Source organism: uncultured Adlercreutzia sp., assembly GCF_958431955.1.
Classification (GTDB): domain Bacteria; phylum Actinomycetota; class Coriobacteriia; order Coriobacteriales; family Eggerthellaceae; genus Adlercreutzia.
Genome location: NZ_CAUASN010000024.1, coordinates 12,157 through 37,600, shown reverse-complemented (window position 1 = coordinate 37,600; position 25,444 = coordinate 12,157). Strand labels below are relative to the sequence as shown.

The window sequence follows — 25,444 nt, the reverse complement described above, 5'->3', positions numbered from 1 at the left end:
TGAAGGTGCCGCGGGGCCTCTCCCCGCCGCCGTCTCTCGCGAGCGGCGCAAGGAAGTACTTTACGCCTTTCCGAATAACCAGTCAAGAACTTTTTTCAGAAATTTGAAAATTTCTTTCGGCTGGATTCGGAAGGGCCAAACGGGAACCCGTGAAAGGCCCGCTTGCCGCGCCTTCCTCAAACGCGGGTTGTATAGAATACCCGTAATCGAGAAAGAGCGCAAGAGGGTATTTTCATTTTCTGGAGGCTCACTCTTCGTGATGCGTCCCGGCGGCTGCTCTGCCCGTGCCGCGACCATGATGGCCCCCACCGTGCCCCTGGCTCGAGGATGCCTCTCCCCCTTCGCGGTGGCAGGCATCGATATGCTCGCGCAGCTCGCGCATCGACATGGCGGCGCAGTCTTCCAGGCTGTACGAGGGGTCGAGCTCCATGAGCTCTTGGGCGGCACGGTAGCGGCCGATGCAGAGGCCCGCGGCGGCAGCCTCCTGCCGGGTGGCCTCGTCGGCATGATGGCAGGCATGCTCGGCGGCCACACCCGCCATCGCCTCGTCGCTCTGGGCGGCAAGACGCTTCCCCAACCCCTTGTCTTCCGACACGATGTTGATGTCCACGAAGGCATCGGCGTCGGCGTAGGCCCCGAACGCCTCGCTCGCCACGAGGGCGCCGATGGCCTCCGCGTAGGGGCGGTGCAGGAGGGAGACCCCATCGAGCACGAGAAGGCCGTCGTCGTTGAGGGCCTCTGCGGCGATTACCGTGCCGAAGGGGTTCACCGTCAATTCAATGGCAGGATTCACGTCGATATCGACGTAGGCCGAGGGGATTCGGTACACGCCGTAGGCGCCGAGCGCCGCCAAGACAAGCACGAGGCATGCGGCCGCGGCGAGCCAGCGCCGCAAGGGCGAGGGGCGCTTCCGGCAGCGCGGTGAGAGGGTCGCGGCCACCTCGCTGCTCTGGCCGCCATCTGGGCAGCCGCAGGCAGGGGACACGTCGGTACCACTCGCCCCGTGGGCGTTCCCGGCGCTTCTCGCAGCCTCGATGGCGGCAAGCGTGCGGGCGCGAACCGCCTCGGGAAGGTGCTGGGCGTCGTAGGCCTCGCGAACCCGCTGCTCCATCGGAATCATCGCAGCGCCTCCTTCAACGTCTTCTTGCCCCGGGCGATCCACGAGTACACCGTGTTCACGGGCGCTTCCAGCATATCGGCTATCTCGGGAGCCGTGTATCCCTCGTACAGGGCGAGGTACACGGGCGTGCGGGGCGGATCATCCAGCTGGCTCATGGCGTCGAGCACCTCGGCGATGGGCGAGGAGGGCTGAGCGTAGGGATCGCTCGAGGCTACCCGCTCGCGCGCCTCCTCGTCTAGAGAGCACTGCTTCCGCGCAGGCGAGCGCCGCTGATCCCGGCAGGTGTTGGTGGCCACGCGAATAAGCCACGCCTTACGGTGCCCGTCATCGCGAAAGGCAGTGCCGTCAGCCAGGGCGTACTTCATGAACGTGTCCTGGAAGGCGTCCTCGGCATCGGCGGCGCGTCGCAAGGCCGCGAGGCAGACACGCCAGACGGTGTCGCCATGACGCGCCATGGCCTGCTCTATGTCATCGGAAGGACGCACAGCCGCGCAACGCTAGCGACCGCAGCCGTGGCCGCGTCCTGCATGACCGGAACCGCGGGCGCAAGAGCCCTCGCCGGAGCGATCGCAGATGCCGTCGGCGCCACGGTAGTTCGGGCAGGAGGCGCCCCCGGCAGCGCAGTTGTCGCAGACGCCGTTGCCGTCGGCATCGAGGTAGCCAGGGCATTCAGCGCCGGCGCCTACACAGTTGTCGCATGCCCCATCACCATCGGCGTCGAGGTAGCCGGGGCAAGCGTCGAGACACTCGGCGCGATCGGCTGCGCGCCCGTCGGCGCGCGGGGCCCGAGCCGATGGGTCGGCCTGGCCGGCGGCCGCAGAGCGATGGTCGGTATGGTGGTAGCCGCCGGAGACTGCGCGCTCGAGCGCTGCTGCGGGCACCGGGCTCGGCGCGAGGGCGGCGAAGGCCACGGCGGGCACAGCGAGGGCCGCCGCGCAGGCGATGGCAATAGCGAGGGTGGACGTCTTCATGATGCGAACTCCTCCTTGGATTCTCTTCCGTCTCTATGGGTAACACGATTCAGAGACGCCGATCCTTGCAAGAAATTTCCGAGCAAACGAAAAAACGCCGCGGGCTGCTGCCCGCGGCGCCTGGGAACGATACTCGCCGCCTAGACGAAGCGGACGTATTTCTTCTTGCCCACCTGCACCTTGGCACCGGCGAGCACGTCGGGGGCCACATTGTAGGACTTGGGGGGCAAAGCCTCGCCGTTCACCTTCACGCCGCCGCCGTCGATGAGCCGGCGTGCCTCGGAGGCGGTGGCGGCCACCTGGGCGTCCACGAGTATCTTCGCCACGTAGACGAGCCCGTCCTCGTTGGGCGTGAGGTCGGGAGCGAAGGTGGGAGCGTCGGCCGGGAAGCCGTGGTCTTTGAACTTGAGGTCGAAGTCGGCCTCGGCGGCCTCGGCAGCCGCTTCGTCGTAATAGGCGCACACGATGTTGCGGGCCAGGGCGCGCTTCACCTTGTTCGGATGCAGCTTGTCGGCGGCCAGATCGGCCTCGATGGCGTCGATTTCCGCCACGTCCTCGGTGGAGGCGAGGCGGTAGTACTTTACCATCAGCTCGTCGGGAATGGACATGACCTTCCCGAACATATCGGAGGCCTCATCGGTGAGCCCGATGTAGTTGCCGTAGCTCTTCGACATCTTCTTCACGCCGTCGGTGCCCTCGAGCAGCGGCAGCGTGAGGCAGACCTGGGGCTCCATGCCCATCTTCTCCATGAGCTCGCGGCCGGCGAGCAGGTTGAACAGCTGGTCGGTGCCGCCGAGCTCCACATCGGCCTTGATGACCACCGAGTCGTAGGCCTGCATGACCGGGTAGAGGAACTCGTGCAGGCTGATGGACTGGCCGTTCGTGTAGCGGTTGTGGAAGTCGTCGCGCTCGAGGATGCGGGCGACCGTGAAGTTGGCGAGGAGCTTCAGCAAGTGCTCCATGTCCAGATCGAGGATCCACTCAGAGTTGTAGCGCAGGGTGGTCTTCTCGGGATCGAGGATCTTGAAGGCCTGGTCCACATAGGTCTGGGCGTTCTCCTTGATCTGTTCGCGGGAGAGCTGCGGGCGCGTGGAGTTGCGGCCGGAAGGATCGCCGATGAGCGCCGTGCCGTCGCCGATGATGAGCGTGACCTGATGGCCCAGATCTTGGAACTGGCGCAGCTTGCGCAGCGGCACCGCATGTCCCAGGTGAATGTCGGGGGCCGTGGGATCCACGCCGAGCTTGGCGTTCAGGGGAACCCCGCGCTTGAGCTTCTCCAGAAGCGCCGCCTCGGGCACGATCTGCGCCGTGCCGGACTTGATGATGTGCAGTTGCTCTTCGGGAGTAAGCATGGTGCCTTCGCTTTCCAATCGAGATGTGAACCGATAATGTCGATGACTTATATAAGTCATATGAGTCGTATTAAGTCATCGACACGTCAACTTATATAAGTGTTGGGAATTCTAGCACAGCAACGTTGCCTCCGGCGAAGCTTCCCGCCGAGGGGAGGCAAGGCACAAGCCTCATGGATGAGGCGGCAGCACAGGGAGATTATGCAATGAAACATTATGTTCTACTGCATAATCTCCGAGATTGGCTAGGAGACGCCGCGGTAGAGGTGGCCGGAGGTGGTGTTGGGCATCTTCGCGATGGCGTTGCCGTCGTTTTGGGCCACGTGCAGGGCGCGGATGGCGCGGCCGACGGCGTGGGCCGTCTCCTCGGCGTTCATGAGTGTGGCGTCCACCATGAAGGCCGACACGCCCGCGGCCATGAGGTCGGGCAGCGCCGGCACCACGTCCAGCTCCACGGAGTTGTACAGGTGGCTGCGGCCCATAGCGTCGGTGACGACGGGGAACTCGAAGCCCTTGCGGTCGCGCAGATAGTGCGGGCTCTTGCGGCGGGGGCACGTGGCGCACTCCTCGTCGCAGGGGCCCTGGCTCATGAGCATGCAGTGCTCGGTGACCATGAGCTCGGTGGCGCCGATGATCTGCACGCCGATCTCGACGGGGGCGTCTTTGGCGAGCGCCTCGATCTGGCGCAGGGTGAGCTCGGGCGAGAGCCACACGCGCTCGGCGCCGAATGCGCGCACGGTGCGCAGGGAGAGCTCGTTCACCACAGGCAGGTGCGGCCCCACGCTGGGAACAGCCCCCTCCTCGTCGGCGCGCTCGAGGGATGCCAGGCTCTCGGCCATGAGCGGCTTGCCCTCATCGGCGTACTTCCACACGTCGAGGCCGACCGAGGCCTCGCGGGAGCGCCCCACCGCCTCGTGGTCGGCCACGGGCATGATGGGGATGCAGCCCTTGGGGTAGCCCGCCTGCTCGGCGGCGGCGTTCAGCTGGCCGGCGATGACGGCCTCGCCGCGGCGGTAGTTGAGTGCCGGCACGTAGATGAGGTGCGCTCCGGCCCGCTTGGCCACCCGGGCGCAGGCGGGGTTCGTCACCGTGACGGCGATGCGGCAGCCGGAGGGGTGAGCCGCGGGCAGAGGATCGAGCGGGGTGACGCGGGGCAGCGGCCGGTCGGCGGTTCCCGCGAGAATGAGGAGCTGCAGGCAGTCGAGGGCCTCGGCGCGTATCTGATGAAGCTGCGAGAACCCGATGCCCACGCCATCGTCCATATCGACGGTGAGGCCCACGAGCTGGTAGGGCGTGTTGCCGAGACGGTCGATATGGGCGGCCACATCGTCGAAGGAGACGGCGCGGGTGCGGGCCGCTTCGACGTCCAGGCCCTCCGCGATACCCCGGGGGGATCCCTCGGGGAAGAGGGCGGCCAGGCGCCGGGCGACGGCGAGGGCCGTGCGGGACGCGTCGTCGCCATCCGCGGGAAGCGTCTCGCGCACTTCCTCTTCCGTGGCGACGCGGAACTCGATGCTCAAGGGCTCGCCGATGTGCAGCGTGGCGGTGCCCACGATGGGCACGCGGGGCTCGCGGGCGTCGTCTTCGAAGGAGGCCTCGGCGCTGCGCACGCGGAAGACGCGGTCGCCGGCCTTCACCGTGCGGGTCTTTCCGTCGAGCGGCAGGTGGTAGCGGCCCTTCCGGTCGGTGCGCACGGGACCGAGCACGAGGGTGCCGTTGCCCTTGCGCGTCCAGAACTCCAGCACATCGCCCTCGGCGAGGGGCTGGGCGCTCTTGAGGAAGGCGGCGCCGTCGCGCACCTCGTCCACACGGCCGAGGAAGAGCCCCCGGTTGTTGGGGCGCTTGTAGCTCATGATGCCGTTGCTGCGCTCCCCTTCCAGATACGCCGTGGTAAATCCGCGGGAGAACGCGTCGGTGAGACGCGCCCGGTCGGCGTCGTCCACAGGGGCGTCGGCCCGCGCCGGGGCGTCGGCGCCCTCTGCCGCGAGAGCCGCGTCGAGGGCCTTGCGGTACACGGCCGTGACGGCGAAGACGTACTCGGGCGACTTCATGCGGCCCTCTATCTTGAGGGACGCCACGCCCGCCTCCACCATCTGGGGCACCAGGCCCACGGTGCAGAGGTCCTGGGGCGAGAGCAGATGATCGCCCGGCGAGGGGAGGTCCTTCTGCAGCGCGCGGTTGCGCAGCTCGTAGGGCAGACGGCACGCTTGGGCGCACATGCCGCGGTTCGCGGAGCGGCCGCCGATCATGGAGGACATGAAGCACTGGCCCGAGTAGCACACGCAAAGCGCCCCGTGGGCGAACACCTCCACCTCCATGCCCTCCTCCTCGGCAGCGGCGCACAAAAGCGCCACCTCGCCTAAGGAAAGCTCGCGCGCCAGCGTGATGCGCTCGGCGCCGAGCCGGGCGGCGGCGCGCACGCCGGCCAGGTTGTGGGTGTTCATCTGGGTGGACAGGTGCAGCGACGCCTCGGGCAGGGTGCGGGTGATTTCCGCGGCCAGGCCGATATCCTGCACGATGAAGCCGTCGGCGCCGGCGCGGTAGGCCTGGCGCACGCACTCCAGAGCGTCGGCCACCTCGTCGGGCAGAATGACGGTGTTCATGGTCACGTAGACGGAAACGCCGCGCAGGTGGGCGAAATCGCAGGCCTCGCGCAGCGTCTCGATGGTGAAGTTGTCGGCCCCGCGCCGTGCGTTGAACGCCTCAAGGCCCAGATACACCGCATCGGCCCCCGCGGCCACTGCCGCATGGAGCGCCGCCATATTCCCAGCCGGCGCCAGCAGTTCTACCCGTTTCACGTTATCTCTCCTCATCATAGGTTCGCCCAAGGAAGTCAGCGAGGGCCCGACAGGCACCTGCATCTGTGCTGAAAAGCGGCCGAGCGTACTTCGTACGTGAGGGCAAGCTTTGAAGCGCAGAGGCAGGTGCCTGTCGGGCCCGCAGCATCAACCCGTTCCGCTTGGCCCGTCAGGGCAAGCGGAACAGATTAGTCTTCATTGAGTTTCAGGGCCTCTTCGTCGGCGGCCTTCAGTTTCTCGATGCCCTCGTCGTACTTGTCCTGCACCGCCTTCACGCGCTCGTCGTAGGTGCTGTAGTCGAAGGGATGCTCCTCGGTGGCGCTGTCGATCTCGGTGTACAGCCCCACGTAGGCGTCGAGGGCGTCCTTGAGCGCGGTGCAGCCGTCGACGTAGCTCGCCTGGAGGTCCTTCATGGCATCCGGCGTCTCGATGGCCGAGAGGGCGTCGATGGTAGCGAACGCCTTGTCGGCCTGGGTGCGCATGTTCACGGCATTGCCCGTAGTAACGGCCTCGTCGAAGGCGCCCAAGCGCTCCTGGAGGTCTTCCATCGTCTGGTTCACCTGGGTCATGTAGGTGCGGTTCGCCTGCTGCTGGTCGGTGGCGCCCGTGTTGGGCGACATGCAGCCCGCGAGGAGCCCGCAGGCGAGGGCCGCGGCGCAGGCGAGGGCCGCCGCGCGCGCAAAGATCGTTCGGTTCACAGGTTCGCTCCCATCGTGGCGCCCGGGCGCCGTCGTGTCTCGCAAAGGGCGCCCCCGATCTCGGAGGCGCCCGTCTCAGTTCCCCACCATGATAGCAGGGCGCGCGCCCTCGGGCGCCCCGCCGTCACGGGATCGCAACAATTCCAAGGGCAGATCGGCCTACCCGGCCGCGTCGCCGCCCCCGCCATCGCCCCCGGGATCGGGCGTGGGCGTCGGCTCCGGCGTGGGCTCCGGCGTCGGCTCCGGCTCGGGCGTGGGCTCCGGCTCGGGCGTGGGCTCCGGCTCGGGCGTGGGCTCGGGCTCGGCAGGCGTATCCGGCGTCGTCGGCTCCTCGGGCTCGGTGGGCTCCTCGGTCTCCTCGGGCTTCTCCTCCTCTTCGTCCTTCTCGTCGTCCTTGTCGGACTTCTTGCTGTAGTAGCCGCCGATGTGGTTGTCCTCGTCGCGGTAGTCGGTCTTGTACTTGGGCTTGTCGGCGGTGAAGAACTTCTCGGTGTTATCGGAGGAGATGACGAGGTCGATGAAGTCGCCGAAGACGCTCGCCGCGGTGGTGCCCGGCGACTTCGCCTCCGAGTAGTCGCTGCGGTCGCCCAGCCAGATGGCCACGGAGTACTGCGGGGTGATGCCGCAGAACCAGCTGTCCTTCTTATCGTCGGTGGTGCCGGTCTTGCCGCCGGCCTCCTGGCCGTTGGAGGGACGGGCCGCCTTGCCGGTGCCGTTGTCGATGACCACCTCGAGGCAGTCGATGGCCGCACGGGCCACTTCCTTGGAGAAGACGCGCTCGCCGGTGGGATCGGTGTTGTCGACGATGACGTTGCCGTTGCGGTCCTCGATCTTCACGATGCACTCGGGATCGTAGTGCACGCCCCCGTTGGCCACCGTGGCGTAGGCGTCGGCCATCTCAAGCGGCGTCACCGAGCCGATGCCGAGCGTGAGGCCGGCCACCGCGGGCAGGTCGGAGGTGATGCCCATGGACTTCGCCATCTCGATGACCTTGTCCACGCCCACCGACAGAAGCAGGCGGATGAAGGCGGTGTTCGACGACACGCCGAAGGCGCTCTTGATGGTGCGCGTGCCGTAGTCGGCGCGGTCGTTGTTGTAAACCGGCTCGCCGCCCTCGAGCTCCACCTTGCGGCCGGCATCGATGAGCGTCTCGGGGTCGATGCCCTCGTTGAGGGCCGCCATCAGGGTGAACAGCTTGAAGGACGAACCGGCCTGACGGCCCGAGCCGCCCTCGCCGGTGGCCATGTTCACCTGGGAGCTCTCGTAGTCGTGGCCGCCCACGAGCGCCTTGATGTAGCCGTTGTCGGGGTCGACCACGGCCATGGACACCTCGAAGGGATCGCCCGCCTCGTCCTCCTTCTCGGCGGCAGCCTCGTCGGCGGCCTGCTGCACGCTCACATCCAAGGTGGTGGTCACCTTCAGGCCGCCCTTGAACAGCTCGGCGGTGGAGTAGGCGTACTTGCCGTCGGGATTCGTCAGCTGGTTGCGCACGTAGCTCGTGAAGTACGGGTAGGCCACGATGCCGGTCATGGAGGGCTCCGACGGGTTCAGCTCGATGGGCTCGGCCTTCACCGCGTCGGCCTCCTCGGCGGTGATGACGTTGTTGGACACCATGCGGTCGAGCACCGTGTTGCGGCGCTTCAGGCAGTTCTCGGGGTAGTCGATGGGGTTGTTGTAGGTGGGCGACTGGGGAATGCCCACGAGCGTGGCGGCCTCGTTCAGCGTGAGATCCTTCGCGTCCTTCGAGAAGTAGCGCTCGGCAGCGGCCTCGATGCCGTAGGCGCCCGAGCCGTAGTTGATGGTGTTCAAGTACATGAGCAGGATCTCGTCTTTGGTGTACTGCTCCTCGAGCTTCTGGGAGATGTACATCTCGCGGATCTTGCGCTTGAAGGAGATGTCGCGCATCTCCTCGGACAGGATGGTGTTGCGCACGAACTGCTGGGTGATGGTGGAGGCGCCCTCGAGCGCGCCGCCCATGAGGTTGTTCACGAGCGCGCGGGCCACGCCCAGGTAGTCCACGCCGGCGTGGCTGTAGAAGCGCTCGTCCTCGGTAGCCACGGTGCCCTTCAGGACATACTCGCTCACCTGGTCCAAGGCCACCGGCTCGCGGTTCTCGAGCTGGAACTCGGCGAGCAGCGTGGTGCCGTCGGAGGCGTACACGTAGGTCGGCTGGGCCGAGTTGTACGCATCGGCGTTCTGGTAGTCGGGCAGATCCTCCAGCCACGAGTTGCACAGGGTGTACACCCCGAACACGCCCGCGGCAATGGCCAGCACGATGACCGACAGGATGCCGAGAACCGGCGCCTTCTTGTTCTTCGTCCGCGTGCCGTTGCGGCGCTTGATTGCACGTGAAGCCACTCAATACCTCCATCGCTATAGATGCTCGACATTTTAGCATCGCGGAGGTACGGCCACGACTTCGGCACATCCTCTCGGGAAAAAGCACAGAGGGCACCGGGGCGGGATGCGGAGGCCGCCCCGGCAGCGAGCGCCCTACAGCCGCGCGCGGTCGGCGGCGAGGGCGGCCTTCACCTCGGCGAGCTGCTCGCGCACGGCGGCGTGCCCCGTGCCGCCGTAGGTGGTGCGGGCAGCCACGATGGCCTCCAGGTTCAGGCAGTTCGCGATGTCAGCTTCGAACAAGTCGCTTTCCGCCTGGAAGTCGGCGAGCGTGAGGTCTTCCAAGTCGCAGCCCCGCTGCTCGCACAGAAGCACCAAGTGCCCCACCACCTCATGGGCGCGGCGGAAGGGCAGCCCCTTCTTCGCCAGGTAGTCGGCCACATCGGTCGCCGCCAGGTACCCCTTCTTCGCCTGGGCGGCCATGGCCTCGGGGTGCACCGTCATGGTGGCGATCATGCCGGCGGCGCACCGGTAGCAGTCCTCCAGGGTGTCGGCGGCGTCCATGGCGCCTTCCTTATCCTCCTGCAGGTCCTTGTTGTAGGCCAAGGGCAGCGACTTCAGCGTCATCATGAGGGCCACCAGATCGCCCACAACCCGGCCCGACTTGCCGCGGATGAGCTCGGCGAAGTCGGGGTTCTTCTTCTGGGGCATGATGGAGGAGCCGGTCGCGTAGGCATCGGACAGCGTGATGAAGCCGAACTCGGCGGTGGACCACAGGATGATCTCCTCGCACAGGCGCGACAGGTGCAGACACGACACGCTGCAGGCGTAGATGAGGTCGAGCAAGAAGTCGCGGTCGGACACGGCATCGAGCGAGTTGGGAATGGGAGCTGCGAAGCCGAGGGCGGCTGCCGTGGCGTGCCGGTCGAGCGGGTAGGTGGTGCCGGCGAGCGCCGCCGCGCCGAGGGGGCTCGCGTCGGCGGCATCGCGGGCGGCGGCCAGGCGCTCGAAGTCGCGGGCGAGCATGTGCGCGTAGGCAAGCAGGTGGTGCGAGAAGAGCACCGGCTGGGCGTGCTGCAGGTGGGTATAGCCCGGCAGAATAACGTCGAAGTGCGCCTCGGCTTGGGCGATGAGCGCCTCGCGCAGGACCACGTTGGCGGCCATGAGATCGGCCGCGCGCTGCTTCGCGTACAGGCGCGTGTCGGTGGCCACCTGGTCGTTGCGCGAGCGGCCCGTGTGCAGCCGCGCACCCGCGTCGCCGATGCGGGCCGTCAGCTCCGCCTCGATGGCCATGTGCACGTCCTCGCTCTGCTGCACGTCGAAGACGAGGGCGCCGGATTCGATGTCGGCCTTGATGGCGTCGAGCCCCGTGGCGATGGCTTCCGCATCCGCATCGCTGATGACACCCTGGGCGGCGAGCATGGCCGCGTGGGCCTTCGAGCCCGCGATGTCCTGAGCGTACATCTTCTGATCCACGGGCAGCGACGCCCCGAACCGCTGGGCGAAGGCGTCGGCGCCTTCGGTGAACCTTCCCGACCACAGTGCCACGGTTGCTCCTTGCTGCTAGATACGGCCCGCGCCCTAGGCGGCGACGGCCCCGGCGTCTTCCAAAATCTCCTCGGCCTCTTCCACCACGGCCTGGTAGGCGGCATTGGTGGCATCCACGTCGGCGAACGACGGCATGCGGGCGTCGTTGGCGAGCCGGTTTTCCGCCCACACCTTGCAGGACAGGCTGTGGATGTCGATGAAGCCCTTGGCCGCCGCGTGATCGAAGGCGTCGTCGGCGTCGTAGGTGGCCAGGCCGAAGTCGTAGAGCGAGAACGCGCTCTTGCGGCCCACCACGGTGCAGCTGCCCTTGTACAGCTTCAGCTTCACCGTGCCCGTCACGCACTGCTGGGTGTGGGCGATGAAGGCGTCGAAGGCCTCCTTCAGCGGCGAGAACCACAGGCCGTTGTACACCTGGTCGGCCCAGGCCTGCTCGATGCCGAGCTTGTGGTGCAGCACGCCCCGCTCCAGGCAGAGGTCCTCCAAGGCCTTGTGGGCCTTGATGAGAGTGAGGGCCGCCGGGGCCTCATAGCATTCGCGGCTCTTCACGCCCACGAGCCGGTTCTCCACCATGTCGATGCGGCCGAAGCCGTTGCCGCCGGCGATGTCGTTCAAGGCGTAGATGATCTCGAGGAAGGGCATCTTCTCGCCGTTCAGGGCGCAGGGGATGCCGCCCTCGAAGTCGATTTCCACGTAGGTGGGCGCATCGGGGGCGCAGATGGGGTCGACGGTCATGGTGTAGATGTCCGCCGGCGGCTCGCACCAGGGGTCTTCCAGGACACCGCACTCGATGGCCCGGCCCCACAGGTTGTCGTCGATGGAATAGGGCGCCTCGGCCGTGGCTTTCACCGGCACATTGTGAGCCGCGGCCCAGGCTATCTCATCGGCCCGGCAGCCCAGATCCCAGTCGCGCACCGGCGACAGGATCGTGAGCGCGGGATCCAGCATGAGCACAGAGGATTCGAAGCGCACCTGGTCGTTGCCCTTGCCCGTGCAGCCGTGGGCGACGTACTTGGCGCCGAACTGATGGGCCACGGCCACGAGATGCTTGGCGATGAGCGGGCGCGACAAGGCGCTCACGAGGGGATACCTGTTCTCGTACATTGCGTTGGCGGCCAGGGCGCAGGCGAGGTACTCGTTGGCGAAGGCCTCGCGCATGTCCACCACGGCGCACCCGATGGCGCCGGTGGCGAGCGCCTTGGCCTTCACGGCCTCCAGGCCGTCGTGTTCCTGGCCGAGATCGCCCACCACGGCGATGACGTCGAGGCCGTATTCCTCCTGGAGCCACTTGATGCACACCGAAGTGTCCAGGCCGCCGGAATAGGCCAGCACCACGCGCTCCTTCTCGCCCGGCGCCGGCGCGGCGGTAAGCTGCGGGGCGTCGTGGAGGGCGGAGGCGGCCTGGTGGGCGGGGATGTTCTGGATGCTCTTGGCCATGATAATGCCTTTCACGAGGGGGCGTTATGCCGCAGGGACGGGAATGCCCGGTTCGCAAAGGCGCGATTCAAGAAGGGGGATGAGACACCACAGCTTTCTCACGAGCCCGGACGGCCCGCCTTCGGCCCGTCCGGAAGTCAGACGGACCGCGGGGAGAAACCCCCGCGCGTTCGTCTGCGTTACGCGCGTCGGCGTCGCAGACCGCAGCTACGTCGGCGTCGGTCGGCGATGGCCGTGGTGAAGATGAGGGGAGCAGCGCACAGCACAGCCGCGGCAATGCCGGCGGCGTTCGCGATATGTGCGGTTCCGTTGATCACGGGTGCTCGTCCTCTCGATTGCGCCCGGCCATCCGAGTTAGGGGGACCAGTGCCCCTTGGCCGGTGCGTTGGGCGGTATTATGCCCTTCATTGCCGAGCCGTCAACCCATAATTCGGAAATTTTTTCGGAAACGGCGCGAAAATCATTGTGCAGAGCGCTGTGCACATGCACAAAAAATAGCCTTGTTCACCTGCGCAATTACGAGCAGAACGAGAAAAAGGACGCTGCATATTGTGCATCGTCCTTCTCCTGGCATATCCTCTGTGCAGGTTCTACAGCAGCGTGCGCAACCGCTCCACGAGCACGTCCACGTCGTCGGTCGTGCAGATAAGCGGCGGCAGGAAACGCAGGGTGTGCGGGCCGGTGGCGTTCAGCACGAGCCCCGCTTCAAGCCCCGCGGCTACCACGTCGGGGGCGGCCGGCGCCTCGTGGGTGAGGTCGATGCCGTTCATGAGGCCGAACCCGCGCACCTCCTGCACGTGGGGCAGGCTGGCGAGCTGCTCGCGCATGTAGGCGCCCACCTCCTGGATGCGCGCGCCCTCGCCCGGAGCCAAAAGCGTCGTGAGCGTGGCGTGGGCGGCGGCCATGGCGATGCTCGAGCCGCCGAAGGTGGTGCCGTGGTCGCCCGGCGCGAAGGTGTCGGCGATGGAGGCGTGGGCCGCGCAGGCGCCGGCCACGATGCCCGAGGCGATGCCCTTGGCCATGGTGACGATGTCGGGCGTAACCCCGAAGTTCTGGAACCCGAAGGGAAGGCCGGTGCGGAAGATGCCGCTTTGCACCTCGTCGCAGATCATGAGCGCGCCGTGCTCGGCGGTGAGCCGGCGGATGGCGCCGATGAACTCCTCGGTGCAGGGGTGCACGCCGCTCTCGCCCTGGATGCACTCGATCATCACCGCGCAAATGCGGTCGCCCTGGGTGGCGAACAGCTGCTCCAAGGCCTCCACGTCGTTGATGGGCGTGGCGGTGAACCCGGCCGGCAGAGGCTGGAAGGCCTCCTGCTTGGCCGGCTGGGCCGTGGCGGCCAGGGTGGCCAGGGTGCGGCCGTGGAAGCTCTTCGCCAACGTGACGATGAGGCGGGGCGCCAGCTCGGCGTCCTTCCCGGCTTCCTCGGTGCGGCGGCGGGCGTACAGGCGCGCCAGCTTGATGGCGCACTCGTTGGCCTCGGCGCCGGAGTTCGCGAAGAAGGTCTTCCACACCTCGGGGTGCTCGGTGCCAACCTCGGCGTTCAGCATGTTCGACAGAAGCTGGGCCACTTCCCCGCGGTGCTCGATGTAGTAGTAGTTGCTCACGTGGATGAGCTTGGCGGCCTGGTCGCTCACGGCCTTCACGATGGCCGGCGGGCAGTGGCCGAGGCTGCACACCCCGATGCCGGAGAGGAAGTCGAAGTACTCCTTGCCGGTATCGTCCACGAGCATCATGCCGTGGCCTTCCACAAATTCCACGGGCTTGCGGGCGAAGGTGCCCATCACGTACTCGGCTTCCAGGGCCTTTTCTCGGGCGAGGGTCATAGGTGTCCTCCTAGCGGTTCTCGATGAGCTTGGCAGCGAACTTGCCCACGGGCGACAAGTTCAGGAACTGGGCGGATGCCAGGCCGGTGACCATGGTGCCCATGCCGGAGTCGGTGAGTAGCTCGAGCAGGAGCGCGTGGGGCACCGTGCCGTTGATGATGTGGGCGCCGCTCACCCCCGACTCCAGGGCGCGCACGCAGCTAGTGAGCTTGGGGATCATGCCCGAGGCCAGCTTGTCGCCGCGGATCATGGCCTCGGCCTCGCCGAGCGACATCTCGGCGATGAGGGAGGCCGGGTCGGGGTAGTTCTCGTAGAGGCCGTCCACATCGGTGAGGAAGATAATCTTGTGGGCGCCGATGGCCGCCGCGATGTGCCCGGCGGCGATGTCGGCGTTCACGTTGTAGCAGCCGCCGTCCTCGCCGATGGCGATGGAGGCGATGATGGGGATGTAGTCGTCGGCCACCAAGTCCTCGATGAGCGGGGTGTTGATGCGCGTGATCTTCCCCACGCGGCCGAGAGCCGGGCTGGCCTGCTCGGCCACGATGACGCCGGCGTCGGTGCCCGACACGCCCACGCCCATGTTGCCGTGGGCGTTCATGGCCTCCACGAGCTGCTGGTTCACTTCCCCGGTGAGCACCATGCGCACGAGCCCCATGGCCTCCTCGGTGGTCACGCGCTGGCCGTCGACGAACTCCACGGGGATGTCGAACTTGTCGAACACGCGGTTGATGGCCTTGCCGCCGCCGTGCACGAGCACCGGGTTGATGCCGATGATCTTCAACAGCACGATGTCGGCCATCACCTCGGCGGCAAGCTCGGGGTTCTCCATGGCCGAGCCGCCGTACTTGATGACGATGGTCTTGCCCGTGACCTGCTTGATCCAGGGCATGGCCTCATAGAGAATTTCGCCGGCAGTGCTTGAGGGGCCGTCGGCGCGAACTTCGCTGGCGTACTTCATGAGCGGTAGTCTCCGTTGATCGTCACGTACTCGTGGGAGAAGTCGCACGTCCACATAGTGGTGGACTCCTCTCCCGCATGCAGGTCCACCTCGATGGCCACCTCCGGCTCCTCGAAGCGGCGCAGCGCCTCGTCCTCGTCGAAGTCGACCACGAGGCCGGCGCGGCACACGGGCAGTCCCAGTATATCGATGTCGACGTCTTCCTGCCCAAACTGCGCCCCGGAACGTCCGAGGGCGGCGGCAACGCGGCCCCAGTTGGCGTCGTGGCCGTAGACGGCGGTCTTCACGAGCGGTGAGTTGGCCACCGTGCGAGCCGCGGCATCGGCATCGTCAGCCGTGGCGGCCCCGCGCACCGTGACGGTGATGAGGCGCGTGGCCCCCTCGCCGTCGGCGGCCATGGCGCGGGCAAGGGTGGTCGTGAGCTTGTCGAGGGCGGCCTGGAAGGCAGCGAAGGCCGGCGTTCCCGGCGCGAAGGCGGGACCTTCCGGCGCGGCAGCGCCCGAGGCGAGGGCGAAGCAGGTGTCGTTGGTGGAGGTGTCGGAGTCCACGGTGACCTTGTTGAAGCTCTTGCTCACTGCCGCGGTGAGAGCCGCCGAGAGATCGGGGGCGGCCACCGGCGCGTCGGTGGTGATGACGGCAATCATGGTGGCCATATTCGGCATGATCATGCCCGCGCCCTTGGCCATGCCGCCCACGGTGAAGGTGGCGCCGGGATACCCGATGCCGTCGCCAGCGAACGTGACGGCGCCGTGCTTGGGGCGCGTGTCGGTAGTCATGATGGCGCGGGCCGCCGTGAGGCCCTGGGCGGCGCGTTCCTCGGCCGTGGGGACCGCTGCCATGACGGCCAGGGCCGCCGGCACGCCCGCGGCGAAGGGCTCGAGGCGCAGATGCTGGCCGATGACGCCCGTGGAGGCCACGAGCACCTCGCTGGCCGGGCAGCCCACGGCCTCCCCCACGATGTCGCAGGTTGCGCGGGCCGTTTCCAAACCGCGCTCGCCGGTGGCCGCGTTCGCGATGCCGGAGTTGATGACGACGGCGCGAGCGCAGCCATAGGCGGGCTTGCCGGGCGCGCCCTCGTCCAAGTGCTCGCGGGACACGCGCACCGGGGCGGCGCAGAACACGTTCGTGGTGAAGGTGGCCGCTGCCGCGCAGGGCTCGTCGGCCACCACCAGGGCCATGTCGAGCCGGTCGGGATCGGGCCTGAAGCCCGCGTGCACACCGATGGCGGAAAAGCCCTGGGCGCTGGCGGGCGTGCCCTCGGGGTTGAATGCCAGCTTCACGGAATCGGTCATGAGGTTTTCCCTTCCTTTCTGCGGGATGCTGCGGGATGCCGTGCCCTTCCGCGCCTGGGGCGGCGGCGGGCGGTTTCCCTTGCTGCTACACGGGGTTGGCGATCTCTTCCAAACCGCAGGTCTCGGGTAGGCCGAACACGATGTTGGCGCACTGCACGCCCTGGCCAGCCGCCCCCTTGCCGAGGTTGTCGATGGCGCCGGTGGCCACGATGACCCCGGCCGGGTGGGCCGCCACGCCCACCTGGGCGCGCACCGTGCCGGCCACCGAGGCGGTGCGCGGCTGCACGCCGGCGTCCATGACGGACACGAGCGGGCTTGCCGCGTAGAAATCGCGATAGAGGGCCACGAGCTCCTCAGTCGCGGGCGCCTTCACGCCCGGCGCGAGCGGCAGCGTCACCGTGGAGAGCAGCCCGCGGTTCAAGGGGGCCAGATGGGGCGTGAACACGAGACGGCCCTCCAACCCCAGGATCTGCTCGATCTCGGGGGTGTGGCGGTGGGTGCCCACGCCGTAGGCCTCCACGTTTTCGTTGGCGAAGCAGAAGTGCGTGCGCTCGGTGGCCTTCTTGCCCGCGCCCGTCACGCCGGACACCGCGTCGGCCACCACCGGCGCCACCGCGTCCACGAGCCCCGCCCGGATGGCGGGAGCCGCCGCGAGCGAGGTGGCCGTGGGGTAGCAGCCGGCGCAGCCCACGAGCACCGCCTCGCCGGCCGCCCGGCGTTCGGCCGTGGCCGCCAGCTCGTCGCCGGTGAGCTCGGGCAGCCCGAAGGCGGCCTGGGCCAGCAGGTCGGGGGCGGTGTGGGGCGCGTACCACTGCTCGTAGACGGCCGGATCCTTCAGGCGGAAGTCGGCCGACAGATCGATAACGGTCACGCCCGCCTCGATGAGCGCGGGCGCCATGCCCATGGCCGCCTTGTGGGGCACGGCCAGAAACACCACGTCGCAGGCGGCAAGATCGGTGCCCTCGTGGGCGGAGAAGGCCAAATCGGTCACGCCGGTGAACGCCGGATACACCTGGGCGATGGGGGTGCCGGCCAGCGCATCGGAGGTGGCGGCCGCAAGCTCGAACTCGGGATGACGCGTTAAGATGCGCACCAGCTCGATGCCGGCGAACCCGGCCGCCCCCACAACTCCCGCACGATAGGTCATAGCGATGTCCTTCCCTTGTGCACACGCATAAAACGCGAGTATTTCGCTTGTCGTTTCATCATACCCCCTCTGCGCCGCTCTGAGGAGGGAAATGCGCAGGTTCGCGCCACTTGTCACCACGTAACTTGTGCATATCGCGCCTTTTTGCGTAACGCTCTGAACTGGTAATATTCCACATTATCGCAGTTCAGCATAGGTTTTTGTTTTCGCTCAAAAAGACGCGATATGCACGGGTGCCCCGGTGCGCTCGCTGGTTTGTGACAACTTGGAGCAGGTTGCCGCCCCGCTCGTCGGGAGCCCTCCCCTTCCGCTAGACTGAAACGCACATCTTTTGGAAAGGAGCTCACCTATGAGCAACAAAGGCAAGAAGGTCAAGGTGCACTACACCGGCACGCTGGACGACGGCACCAAGTTCGACTCGTCGGTGGACCGCGGCGAGCCCATCGAGTTCACCTGCATGGCCGGCCAGATGATTCCCGGCTTCGACGCCGCCGTGGAGGACATGGCCGTGGGCGAGAAGAAGACCGTGCACATCCCCGCTGCCGAGGCTTACGGCGAGCGCGACGACGCCATGGTGCAGAAGGTGCCCGTGGATCAGATTCCCAACGGCGATCAGCTGCCCGTGGGCCAGACCGTGTACATGATGGGCCCGGGCGGCCAGCCCTTCCCCGTGTTCGTGCAGTCCATCGAGGACGGCGTCGTCACCTTCGACATGAACCACGAGCTGGCGGGCAAGGACCTGAACTTCGATATCGAGCTGGTGGAAGTGGAGGACTAGCCCCCCTTCTGGCTCGTTCCGCTTCCCTGGGGGGGAGGGTGGCGGAGGGGCGCCGTGCTCGGGCAGTCCTCGCTTGGGGAAACAGTCCGCAAGACTGTTTCCGTCGCTGCGGAATCTGCGCGCGGACCCCTCCGCCACTCTCCCCTACCATATTCACCATGAGGCCCCGTCGGCTTAGCTCCGACGGGGCCTCGTTACGTTCGGGGAAACCTCCCGATGGGCGACGGCTCGGGCCGGCACGCCTACGCCGCCACCTCGGGCACGGGAGCGAACGTATCGGAAGCAGCAACAGTCGTTGCGGACTTCTTCGGGAAGAGCCCCTTGAAGGCGCTGGGCAGCGCGGACCACACGCCGACTTGGGGCACGGCGTCGGCCTCCACGAGGGAGCACACGGCATCGGAAGCAGTCTTTGAGCTGATGCCCATATTCGCGAAGCGCTGCTCCAGCTTGGCGCAGTAGGCGGCGTCGGCGGAATCGAGGGAAGCGACGGCGGAAGTGGCCTGATCGTTGAACAGTTTCATGGTGGTTCTCCTTTCGACGCCGCCTAGTTTAGGGGCATCGAGAGGGTCATCGTTTGGTCGATTCCCTGAAGCTGAAGGGCATTTGTTGTGCAGACGCACAACGCGCGGCCGCACCGAGGTGCGGCTCTAGGCCAGGTACACCAGCTGCAGCAGGGCCGCCAGCTCGCGGTCGCCGGCCTCGGGCACTCCGAGGACGTCCTTGATCTTCCGCAGGCGGTAGCGCACGGTGTTCGGGTGCTGGAACAGCGCCTCGGCCGTGCGGCTCACCTCGCCGAAGGCGGCCGCGAAGGCCTCGGCCGTGGCGCCGAGGTCGCTTCCGTGCTCGGCGTCGTAATCGAACAGCAGCGAGCGCAGAAGATCGGCCGCCCGCATGTAGAGGCGGTCGCTTTTGGCGGCGGCACGGAAGGCGTCGAAGCGCAGGGTTGTCCACCGCACGATGCCGGCGTCCTCCGCCTCGGCCGTGCGCAGGGCGGCCATGGCCTGGCGCACGGCAAGATCTCCCTCGCCCAGGCTCACCTCCTGGCTGATGCCGCACACGAGCGGGCCGGCCGTGGCCACGCACTTCTCCAGGTCGGCATCGGAGATGGCAATGGCCTTCAGCGGAGGCCTCTTGAAGGATACGAACCCCAGCAGCATCCCGCGGTAGCGGCAGACGAAGGTGCGCTCCACGTCGTCCCAGCGCTCGCCGTAGTTCGCAAGCACCCCTTCCACCACGCGCTGCAGGGCGCGCAGCGAGGCGTCGTCGTCGGTGACGGCGCGGATGGCCATGCACTGGATGGTAGCGCCGGTCACGCCGGCAATGGTGAAGAACGTGGCGCGCACTGCCTGCTCGTCGGATGAGGTGAGGATTGAGTCGATGAGGCTCGTACGCTCCCACTCGGCCGCATCGTCGTCGAGCAGGTTCATGAGGTCGGCGATGAGCCGCTCCATATAGCGCCCCTCGTAGAAGAACACCGGCACCCCACGCTCAGCCGAGGCCGCGGCCACGCGCTCGGGCAGCGCCTTCAGCACCACGGGCTTCACGGCGATGGCCGCCACGTCGCGCTCGATAAGCTCGAGCAGCGCCTCCTCGGCTAGGTCAGGGTGCATGGCGGCCAGGCCCAACGTGGTGAAGATGAACTCGCCGGCCGTGAACAGGTTGTAGTTGCCCATAAAGGGCTCGTGATCGAGGGTGCCCACGCCCACCACCTCGCGCACGGCGGCTCCCTCGCAGGGCGCGGCAAGCCAGATGCGGTCGAAAGCCCTCATATTCTGCACGTCGCCGACCGTGATCATCGCGCGCCTCCTCCCGTTCGCTTCTTGGCGGGCATCCTATCACGAAACGCGGCGTTTGACGATGCCGCCGCCCAGTTCGCGATGCGGCCCTCAGCCGTGGCGGGCCGAGCGGCGGAAGGTGCGCGTGCGCAGGTAGGAACCGGGCGGCACGGGAGCGTCCACGGCCAGGCGGTACACGTTGCAGGAGCGGTTGGCGCAGGCTGCGGCCTCCCAGTCGGCAGCGGTGGCGCGGGCGAGGGCTTCCTCGGGCGTGGCGGGAGCGTCCTCATCGTGGTTATCGGGACCGAAGGTGCCAAGCCAGTGCAAATCGCGCACCGTAAGGGCGCGGATCGGCTCGTGAGGCACAAGCACTTCCAACTGGTCGCCCTCGGCGAAGCGGTTGCGGCAGAGGACGTGCAGGAGGCCGTCGTCGCAGCCGATGACGTCGGCCACGTGCATGGTTTCCTGCTCGTAGCCGTCATAGGCAGGCGCCTGCTCGGCCTCGTCGAAGTAGAAGCCGGTGCCGTAGGGGCGGTGCGACACGGCCGCAAGTTCGTCGGCCACCGCCTCGGGCGCCTCGCCGTCGAGCACGCGGCGGTAGGCCCCCACCACCGTGGCCACGTAGAAGGCCTTCTTGTTGCGTCCCTCGATCTTGATGGAATCCACGCCCGCCTCGGCCAGCTCGCGCAGGTGAGCGAGCATATTCATGTCCTTCGCGTTCATGATGAAGGTGCCGCGGCCGTCCTCTTCTATGGGGAAGAACTCGCCGGGGCGCTTCTCCTCTTCCAAAAGGAACGTCGGAACCGCCTCTTCCGCATGCTCCTTTCCGAAAGCTTCCCCGACGCCGGTCGGCGCAAGATCGCTCCGACCCGTCGCCACCTCATCTGCGTCGGGTGCCGCTGTGCCCAACGAGTAGCTCCAGCGGCAGGGCTGGGTGCAGTGGCCCTTGTTGCCGGAACGGCCCGTCAGGTAGCTGCTGATGAGGCAGCGGCCGGACACCGCCATGCACATGGCACCGTGGGCGAAGGCCTCGATCTGCAGATCGGGCGGCGCATCCTGGCGCAGACGGCGAATGTCGTCCAGGCTCATCTCGCGGGCGCACACCACGCGCGTCGCCCCCAGGGAGTGCCACACCTGGGCCGCCGCGGCGTTGGCCACCGATGCTTGGGTGCTCACGTGGCGCTCCACTCGCGGCACCACCTCGCCGGCGATGGCAAAGGCTCCCAAATCCCCGATGATGAAGGCATCGACCCCAGCCGCATCCAATGCACGGAAGAAGTCGGGCAGCCCGTCGATGTCATCGGGATGCATGAGAATGTTGCAGGTGACGTGCACTTTCACACCGTGCTCGTGAGCAAAGGCCACCGCTGCGGGAATATCCTCCAGGGCGAAGTTCGCCGCCCGGGCCCGCATGCCGAAGCGGTCGGCCGCCAGGTACACCGCATCGGCCCCGAAGGCCACCGCGGCCCGCAGCTGCTCCATCCCGCCCGCCGGCGCGAGAAGTTCCATGGGTATGTTTCGATCAGTGAGAATCACGGCAAGAGCTAGATCCAAACGAGCTGGCAGATGCTTTGCAAAGGTCGAGCCGAGAGGGGCGCGGGGTGGCGCTCACCAAGCGAGTTCCGCAGCGAACGGAAATGCCCAATGGGCATTTCCACCGAGCGAGGACTGTCTGAGCGAATCAAGGCATCCGGCATCTCCGACAGGCGGTGAGCCACTACCTTACCCCTCGTAGCTCACGCGGGCGCCCTGGGGGGTGTCCTCGATCACGAAGCCCAAATCGGCCAGGCCGTCGCGGACGCCGTCGGCCACCGCCCAGTTCTTCTCCTTGCGGGCGGCGGCGCGGGCCTCCAGCAGGTGCGCCACGGCGATCTCCGGGTCGTCGCCGTCGTAGCCGGCCAGGTCGGCGGCGAGCGCCACCACCTCCACCGGGTAGGCCTCCCCCACCTCGGCAGCCGTCACATCGATACCGAGCACGCCCATCAGCTCCACGATAACGTCGCGCGCCGCACGTCCCGCCGCAGCCTCCTCGGCCGTAAGCGTCTGCACGTCGGCTACATGCGCGTTCGCATCGCTCACAAACGAGAAGATCTCGCCCAAGGCCGCCGGCGCGTTGAAGTCGTCGTCCATGGCCTCGGTGAAGGCATCGCGCAGGGCGGCCACACGGTCGGCCAGCGCTGCCGCGTCCAGCGTGGCGGTCAGCGCCTCGGCCGGAGCCTCGGGCGCAAGGGCGGCCTCGCCGCGGGGCGTGCCCGTCTCAAGCAGCCAATCGAGCCCCTTCACCGCGTTCTCGATACGGGTGAGGGCCGCGTCGGCCTCGGCCACGCGCTGCTCGCCGAACACGAGCGGGCTGCGGTAGTGGCTCTGCAGCATGAGCATGCGCAGGGCCGTCGGCCGCACCTGCTCGAGCACCTCATGCAGCAGCAGGAAGTTGTTCAGCGACTTCGACATCTTCTCGGTCTCACCGGTCTCGGCGTTGGCAATCTGCAGCATGCCGGAGTGCATCCAGTAGTTGGCGAATGTGCTATCGCAGGCGCACTCGGACTGGGCGCGCTCGTTCTCGTGGTGCGGGAACACCAGGTCGGCCCCGCCGCCGTGGATGTCGAAGGGCAGCCCCAGGTACTTCTCTGACATGGCCGAGCACTCGATGTGCCAGCCCGGACGCCCCTCGCCCCAGGGAGAGGGCCACGCCGGCTCGCCGGGCTTGGCGGCCTTCCACAGGGCGAAGTCGAGCTCGTCGCGCTTGCGGTCTTCAAGGCCCTGGCCGTCGGCGCGCAGCTCGCGGTGGCCGCTTTCCGCCTCGTCCACATCGCGGCCCGACAGACCGCCGTAGCCGGGATAGGAGCGCACGTCGAAGTACACGTCGCCTTCGGCCGCGTAGGCGTGCCCGCGCTCGATGAGACGCTCGATGAGCGCGATCATGGTGTCGATCTCCTCGGTAGCCTTCGGGCGGATATCGGGGTCCTGCACCCCGGCAGCGCGCATGTCCTCGATGAACAGGCGCGTGTACTCCTCGGCTACCTCGGCGGCGGAGCGGTCCTCCTCGCCGGCGCGCTTGATGATCTTATCGTCCACGTCGGTCACGTTCTGCACGAAGGTGACGTCGAAGCCGCGCCACGCCAGGTAGCGGCGGATCATGTCGAAGGAGATGAAGGTGCGGGCGTTGCCGATATGGATGCGGTTGTACACGGTGGGGCCGCACACGTACATGGACACCTTCCCCGGCTCGACCGGGACGAAATCCACCTTCTGGCGCTGGCGCGTATCGTACAACTTGATCATGGGAAGCTCCTTAAGCGAACTAGCACGTAGGAGCATTGTAGCGCAATCGGCGGCGCGCGGCGGCACCGTCACGCGATCAGCGAAGCACGTCGGCGTCCTGCGGGCCGGAGCCCTTCCCCGCCATCGGCGCAGGCGCATCCTGCTTATCATCAAGGTAGTTGCGCAAAGCCTGCATGCGAGCGTCCAGCTCGGCGGCGGCCTCGGCTAGATCAGCGAGTTCCGCGGCCACAGCAGTGGCCTCCTCCTCGGCCAGGTCCTTCTTGTAGCGCAGCTGGTGTTCCAAGGACGCCCAGAAGTTCATCGAGATGGTGCGCAGCTGCACCTCCACCTTCACGCAGCGCTTCTCGTGCTCCAAGAAGATGGGCACCTCGATGATGAGGTGCAGACTGCGATACCCGCTCGGCTTCGGCTCGCCCACGTAGTCGCGACGCTCGATGAGCACCACGTCATCCTGAGCCAGCAGCGACTCGGCGAGGGCGAACATGTCCTCGGGGAAGGTGCACACCACGCGCACGCCAGCCACGTCGAAGATGTTCTGCTCGATGGAGTCCACCGACATGGGGAACCCCTTGCGCACGAGCTTCTTCGCCAGGCTGTCGGTGCTTTTCAGACGCGATTTGATGGACTCGATGGGGTTGCGGTCGTGCTGCAGCCCGAACTCGGCGTCCAGCACACGGAACTTCGTCTCCACCTCCATCATGGCGCACTCGTAGTAGGTCATCAGACGCCGATAGGGCGCGAAATTGCGCTCGAGCATGGCGGAGAACTCGTCGCTGCCGGCAAGGCGCGCGAGCATCTGGTTCGCCAGTTCCTCGCGGTGCTCGTGCAGGGTGTCGAGCGCGCTCTGGCCCTCGCGCAGGCGCACCACCGCATGATTGAAGACCTGCTCGGCCCGCTTCGCCATATCCGCTTCCTTCCCTCGGCGCTTCCCGAACCTATTTTGCGCTGAAATGGCTTGGAATCGCCGTTTTTGTTACCGAATTCGCGCGAGAAACACCGGCGGTAATACGTCACCTGGGGAAACGCCCGCTAGATATTACGCTTCCGAGCCGAATCCACCGTCCGCGGTAACAAAACCGTCGATTCCAAGCCATTTCGCGGCCGATAGCCTTCGCGAAAGCCCCCGCCGCGGGATAGCCCGGGGCGGGGGCTGCTACTCGGAAGTCCGCGGAAGCGAGAAGAACCCTACTGCGCCTCCGCGCTCGCGGCGGGAGAGGCCTCGGCGGAGGTGCGCCGTCACCGATTTCGCGCAGGCTCTGTATGCAGTATGAAAACGAGGTGCTCGTAGGACGGTCGTGGGGAGGACACCATCCTACGCCCTTGCCGCCTGAACCGAATCCGAAAAGCTAGATACAGAAGTAGTCATCCAACGGCTTTGGCTCCTCCGGCTCGATCGGCTCAAGCCCCGCGGCACGAGCATCTTCCTTCATCTGCTGGAAATGCCGAACATGGTCGATGAAAGAGTAGGGGAAATCCTGCACCTTGATCAACTCTCCCTTGGGACAGACCGAGGTACACGTCCCGCATTCAAGGCACTTGAACAGCCCCTCCCCGACAGCCTGACCCAGACGCATGGCCGACAGACCCTCCCGATCATCGAAATAACGGGCAGCGATCTTCACCATCACCTCAGGGCCGGAATACTCGTCGGTGCCTGCCACTTCCACCACCGGGCACACTGACATGCAGATACCGCAATCACGACACTGCTGCAGCATGGATACGGACATGTAGCTGTCCTCGCTGACTGGTGCCGGCATGGTCATCTCGCTCGCTCGCGCAAACTGTGGCATAACATGATGAATACGACGCTCGACCGCCGAACGATCCACCACTAGATCCTTGATCACCGGATAACGGTCAAGCGGCTCGATCGTATACTCCTCGTCGTCTTCGAGGGGCGTGCAGCATGCGAAAACAGGTGTGCCGTTCACGCTCATGCCGCACATGCCGCAGCTGGTCGCGCGGCAGCTATACTCGTAGGAGATGGGCTCAAAGTGCTCGCGAATGTAGTGCAGTCCTTGCAGGATTGACATGCCCTCAGTCGCCGGCACCTCAAAGTCGCTGTAATAGGGTTCGCCATCCACGCTGGGATCAAATCGAAGTACTTTTACTTTTGCCATGAAAT

21 protein-coding genes are annotated in these 25,444 nt (G+C 66.8%); 1 reads left to right on the top strand and 20 read right to left on the bottom strand.

Translation table 11 applies throughout. The features are described from left to right. Window positions 1-247: 247 nt before the first annotated feature. The 14 genes from Q5064_RS08110 to argC form a co-directional block, all read right to left on the bottom strand. Window positions 248-1,120: a hypothetical protein gene (locus Q5064_RS08110; protein ID WP_302963719.1), complete on the bottom strand. Its 873-nt coding sequence runs from the start codon at window positions 1,118-1,120 to the stop codon at window positions 248-250. Continuing rightward, window positions 1,117-1,605: an RNA polymerase sigma factor gene (locus Q5064_RS08105; protein ID WP_302963718.1), complete on the bottom strand. Its 489-nt coding sequence runs from the start codon at window positions 1,603-1,605 to the stop codon at window positions 1,117-1,119. The genes Q5064_RS08110 and Q5064_RS08105 overlap by 4 nt, the downstream gene beginning before the upstream one ends. A gap of 12 nt (window positions 1,606-1,617) precedes the next feature. Then, a complete protein-coding gene (locus tag Q5064_RS08100; RefSeq protein ID WP_302963717.1) occupies window positions 1,618-2,091 on the bottom strand; it encodes a hypothetical protein in 474 nt (157 codons plus the stop codon). 140 nt (window positions 2,092-2,231) lie between these two features. Next, entirely contained in the window at window positions 2,232-3,443 is a 1,212-nt protein-coding gene (gene tyrS, locus Q5064_RS08095; protein ID WP_302963716.1) for a tyrosine--tRNA ligase, read from the bottom strand. Between the two features lie 245 nt (window positions 3,444-3,688). Further along, window positions 3,689-6,241, bottom strand: coding sequence for a U32 family peptidase (locus tag Q5064_RS08090; protein WP_302963715.1), 2,553 nt, complete (start codon window positions 6,239-6,241; stop codon window positions 3,689-3,691). Window positions 6,242-6,429: 188 nt separating this feature from the next. After that, on the bottom strand, window positions 6,430-6,939 hold the full coding sequence (locus Q5064_RS08085; RefSeq protein ID WP_302963713.1) for a hypothetical protein: 510 nt from the start codon (window positions 6,937-6,939) through the stop codon (window positions 6,430-6,432). 159 nt (window positions 6,940-7,098) lie between these two features. Continuing rightward, a complete protein-coding gene (locus Q5064_RS08080; protein WP_302963710.1) occupies window positions 7,099-9,297 on the bottom strand; it encodes a transglycosylase domain-containing protein in 2,199 nt (732 codons plus the stop codon). 135 nt (window positions 9,298-9,432) lie between these two features. After that, entirely contained in the window at window positions 9,433-10,824 is a 1,392-nt protein-coding gene (gene argH / locus Q5064_RS08075; protein WP_302963707.1) for an argininosuccinate lyase, read from the bottom strand. 33 nt (window positions 10,825-10,857) lie between these two features. Continuing rightward, a complete protein-coding gene (locus Q5064_RS08070; protein WP_302963705.1) occupies window positions 10,858-12,258 on the bottom strand; it encodes an argininosuccinate synthase in 1,401 nt (466 codons plus the stop codon). A gap of 179 nt (window positions 12,259-12,437) precedes the next feature. Further along, a complete protein-coding gene (locus Q5064_RS08065) occupies window positions 12,438-12,575 on the bottom strand; it encodes a hypothetical protein (RefSeq protein WP_302963703.1) in 138 nt (45 codons plus the stop codon). A gap of 273 nt (window positions 12,576-12,848) precedes the next feature. Beyond that, window positions 12,849-14,084 carry an aminotransferase class III-fold pyridoxal phosphate-dependent enzyme gene (locus tag Q5064_RS08060; RefSeq protein ID WP_302963701.1) on the bottom strand — a complete coding sequence of 412 codons (1,236 nt, stop codon included), beginning with the start codon at window positions 14,082-14,084 and terminating at the stop codon, window positions 12,849-12,851. 10 nt (window positions 14,085-14,094) lie between these two features. Then, window positions 14,095-15,042 carry an acetylglutamate kinase gene (argB, locus tag Q5064_RS08055; protein WP_302963699.1) on the bottom strand — a complete coding sequence of 316 codons (948 nt, stop codon included), beginning with the start codon at window positions 15,040-15,042 and terminating at the stop codon, window positions 14,095-14,097. Further along, window positions 15,039-16,334, bottom strand: a complete 1,296-nt coding sequence (gene argJ / locus Q5064_RS08050; RefSeq protein WP_302963698.1) for a bifunctional glutamate N-acetyltransferase/amino-acid acetyltransferase ArgJ — start codon at window positions 16,332-16,334, stop codon at window positions 15,039-15,041. Before argJ ends, argB begins: the two co-directional genes overlap by 4 nt. 85 nt (window positions 16,335-16,419) lie before the next feature. Then, complete coding sequence (gene argC, locus Q5064_RS08045) at window positions 16,420-17,481, bottom strand: N-acetyl-gamma-glutamyl-phosphate reductase (RefSeq protein WP_302963697.1); 1,062 nt, start codon at window positions 17,479-17,481, stop codon at window positions 16,420-16,422. Window positions 17,482-17,830: 349 nt separating this feature from the next. On the opposite strand from argC, the gene Q5064_RS08040 reads away from it, so the two are divergent. Then, window positions 17,831-18,259, top strand: a complete 429-nt coding sequence (locus Q5064_RS08040) for a peptidylprolyl isomerase (protein WP_302963696.1) — start codon at window positions 17,831-17,833, stop codon at window positions 18,257-18,259. Window positions 18,260-18,501: 242 nt separating this feature from the next. Here the strand turns inward: Q5064_RS08040 and Q5064_RS08035 are convergent, their stop codons facing one another. The 6 genes from Q5064_RS08035 to Q5064_RS08010 all read right to left on the bottom strand — a co-directional run bounded on the left by Q5064_RS08035 (window position 18,502) and on the right by Q5064_RS08010 (window position 25,439). After that, entirely contained in the window at window positions 18,502-18,780 is a 279-nt protein-coding gene (locus tag Q5064_RS08035; RefSeq protein WP_302963695.1) for a hypothetical protein, read from the bottom strand. A 126-nt stretch (window positions 18,781-18,906) separates the two neighbouring features. After that, on the bottom strand, window positions 18,907-20,055 hold the full coding sequence (locus Q5064_RS08030; protein ID WP_302963693.1) for a PucR family transcriptional regulator: 1,149 nt from the start codon (window positions 20,053-20,055) through the stop codon (window positions 18,907-18,909). A 90-nt stretch (window positions 20,056-20,145) separates the two neighbouring features. After that, window positions 20,146-21,543 carry a U32 family peptidase C-terminal domain-containing protein gene (locus tag Q5064_RS08025; RefSeq protein WP_302963692.1) on the bottom strand — a complete coding sequence of 466 codons (1,398 nt, stop codon included), beginning with the start codon at window positions 21,541-21,543 and terminating at the stop codon, window positions 20,146-20,148. A 213-nt stretch (window positions 21,544-21,756) separates the two neighbouring features. Then, window positions 21,757-23,316 carry a cysteine--tRNA ligase gene (cysS, locus tag Q5064_RS08020; protein WP_302963691.1) on the bottom strand — a complete coding sequence of 520 codons (1,560 nt, stop codon included), beginning with the start codon at window positions 23,314-23,316 and terminating at the stop codon, window positions 21,757-21,759. 76 nt (window positions 23,317-23,392) lie between these two features. Continuing rightward, on the bottom strand, window positions 23,393-24,220 hold the full coding sequence (locus Q5064_RS08015; protein WP_302963689.1) for a GTP pyrophosphokinase family protein: 828 nt from the start codon (window positions 24,218-24,220) through the stop codon (window positions 23,393-23,395). 442 nt (window positions 24,221-24,662) lie between these two features. After that, window positions 24,663-25,439 (bottom strand): succinate dehydrogenase/fumarate reductase iron-sulfur subunit, encoded by a 777-nt coding sequence (locus Q5064_RS08010; protein ID WP_302963687.1) that lies wholly within the window; start codon window positions 25,437-25,439, stop codon window positions 24,663-24,665. Between the last annotated feature and the right edge of the window lie 5 nt (window positions 25,440-25,444).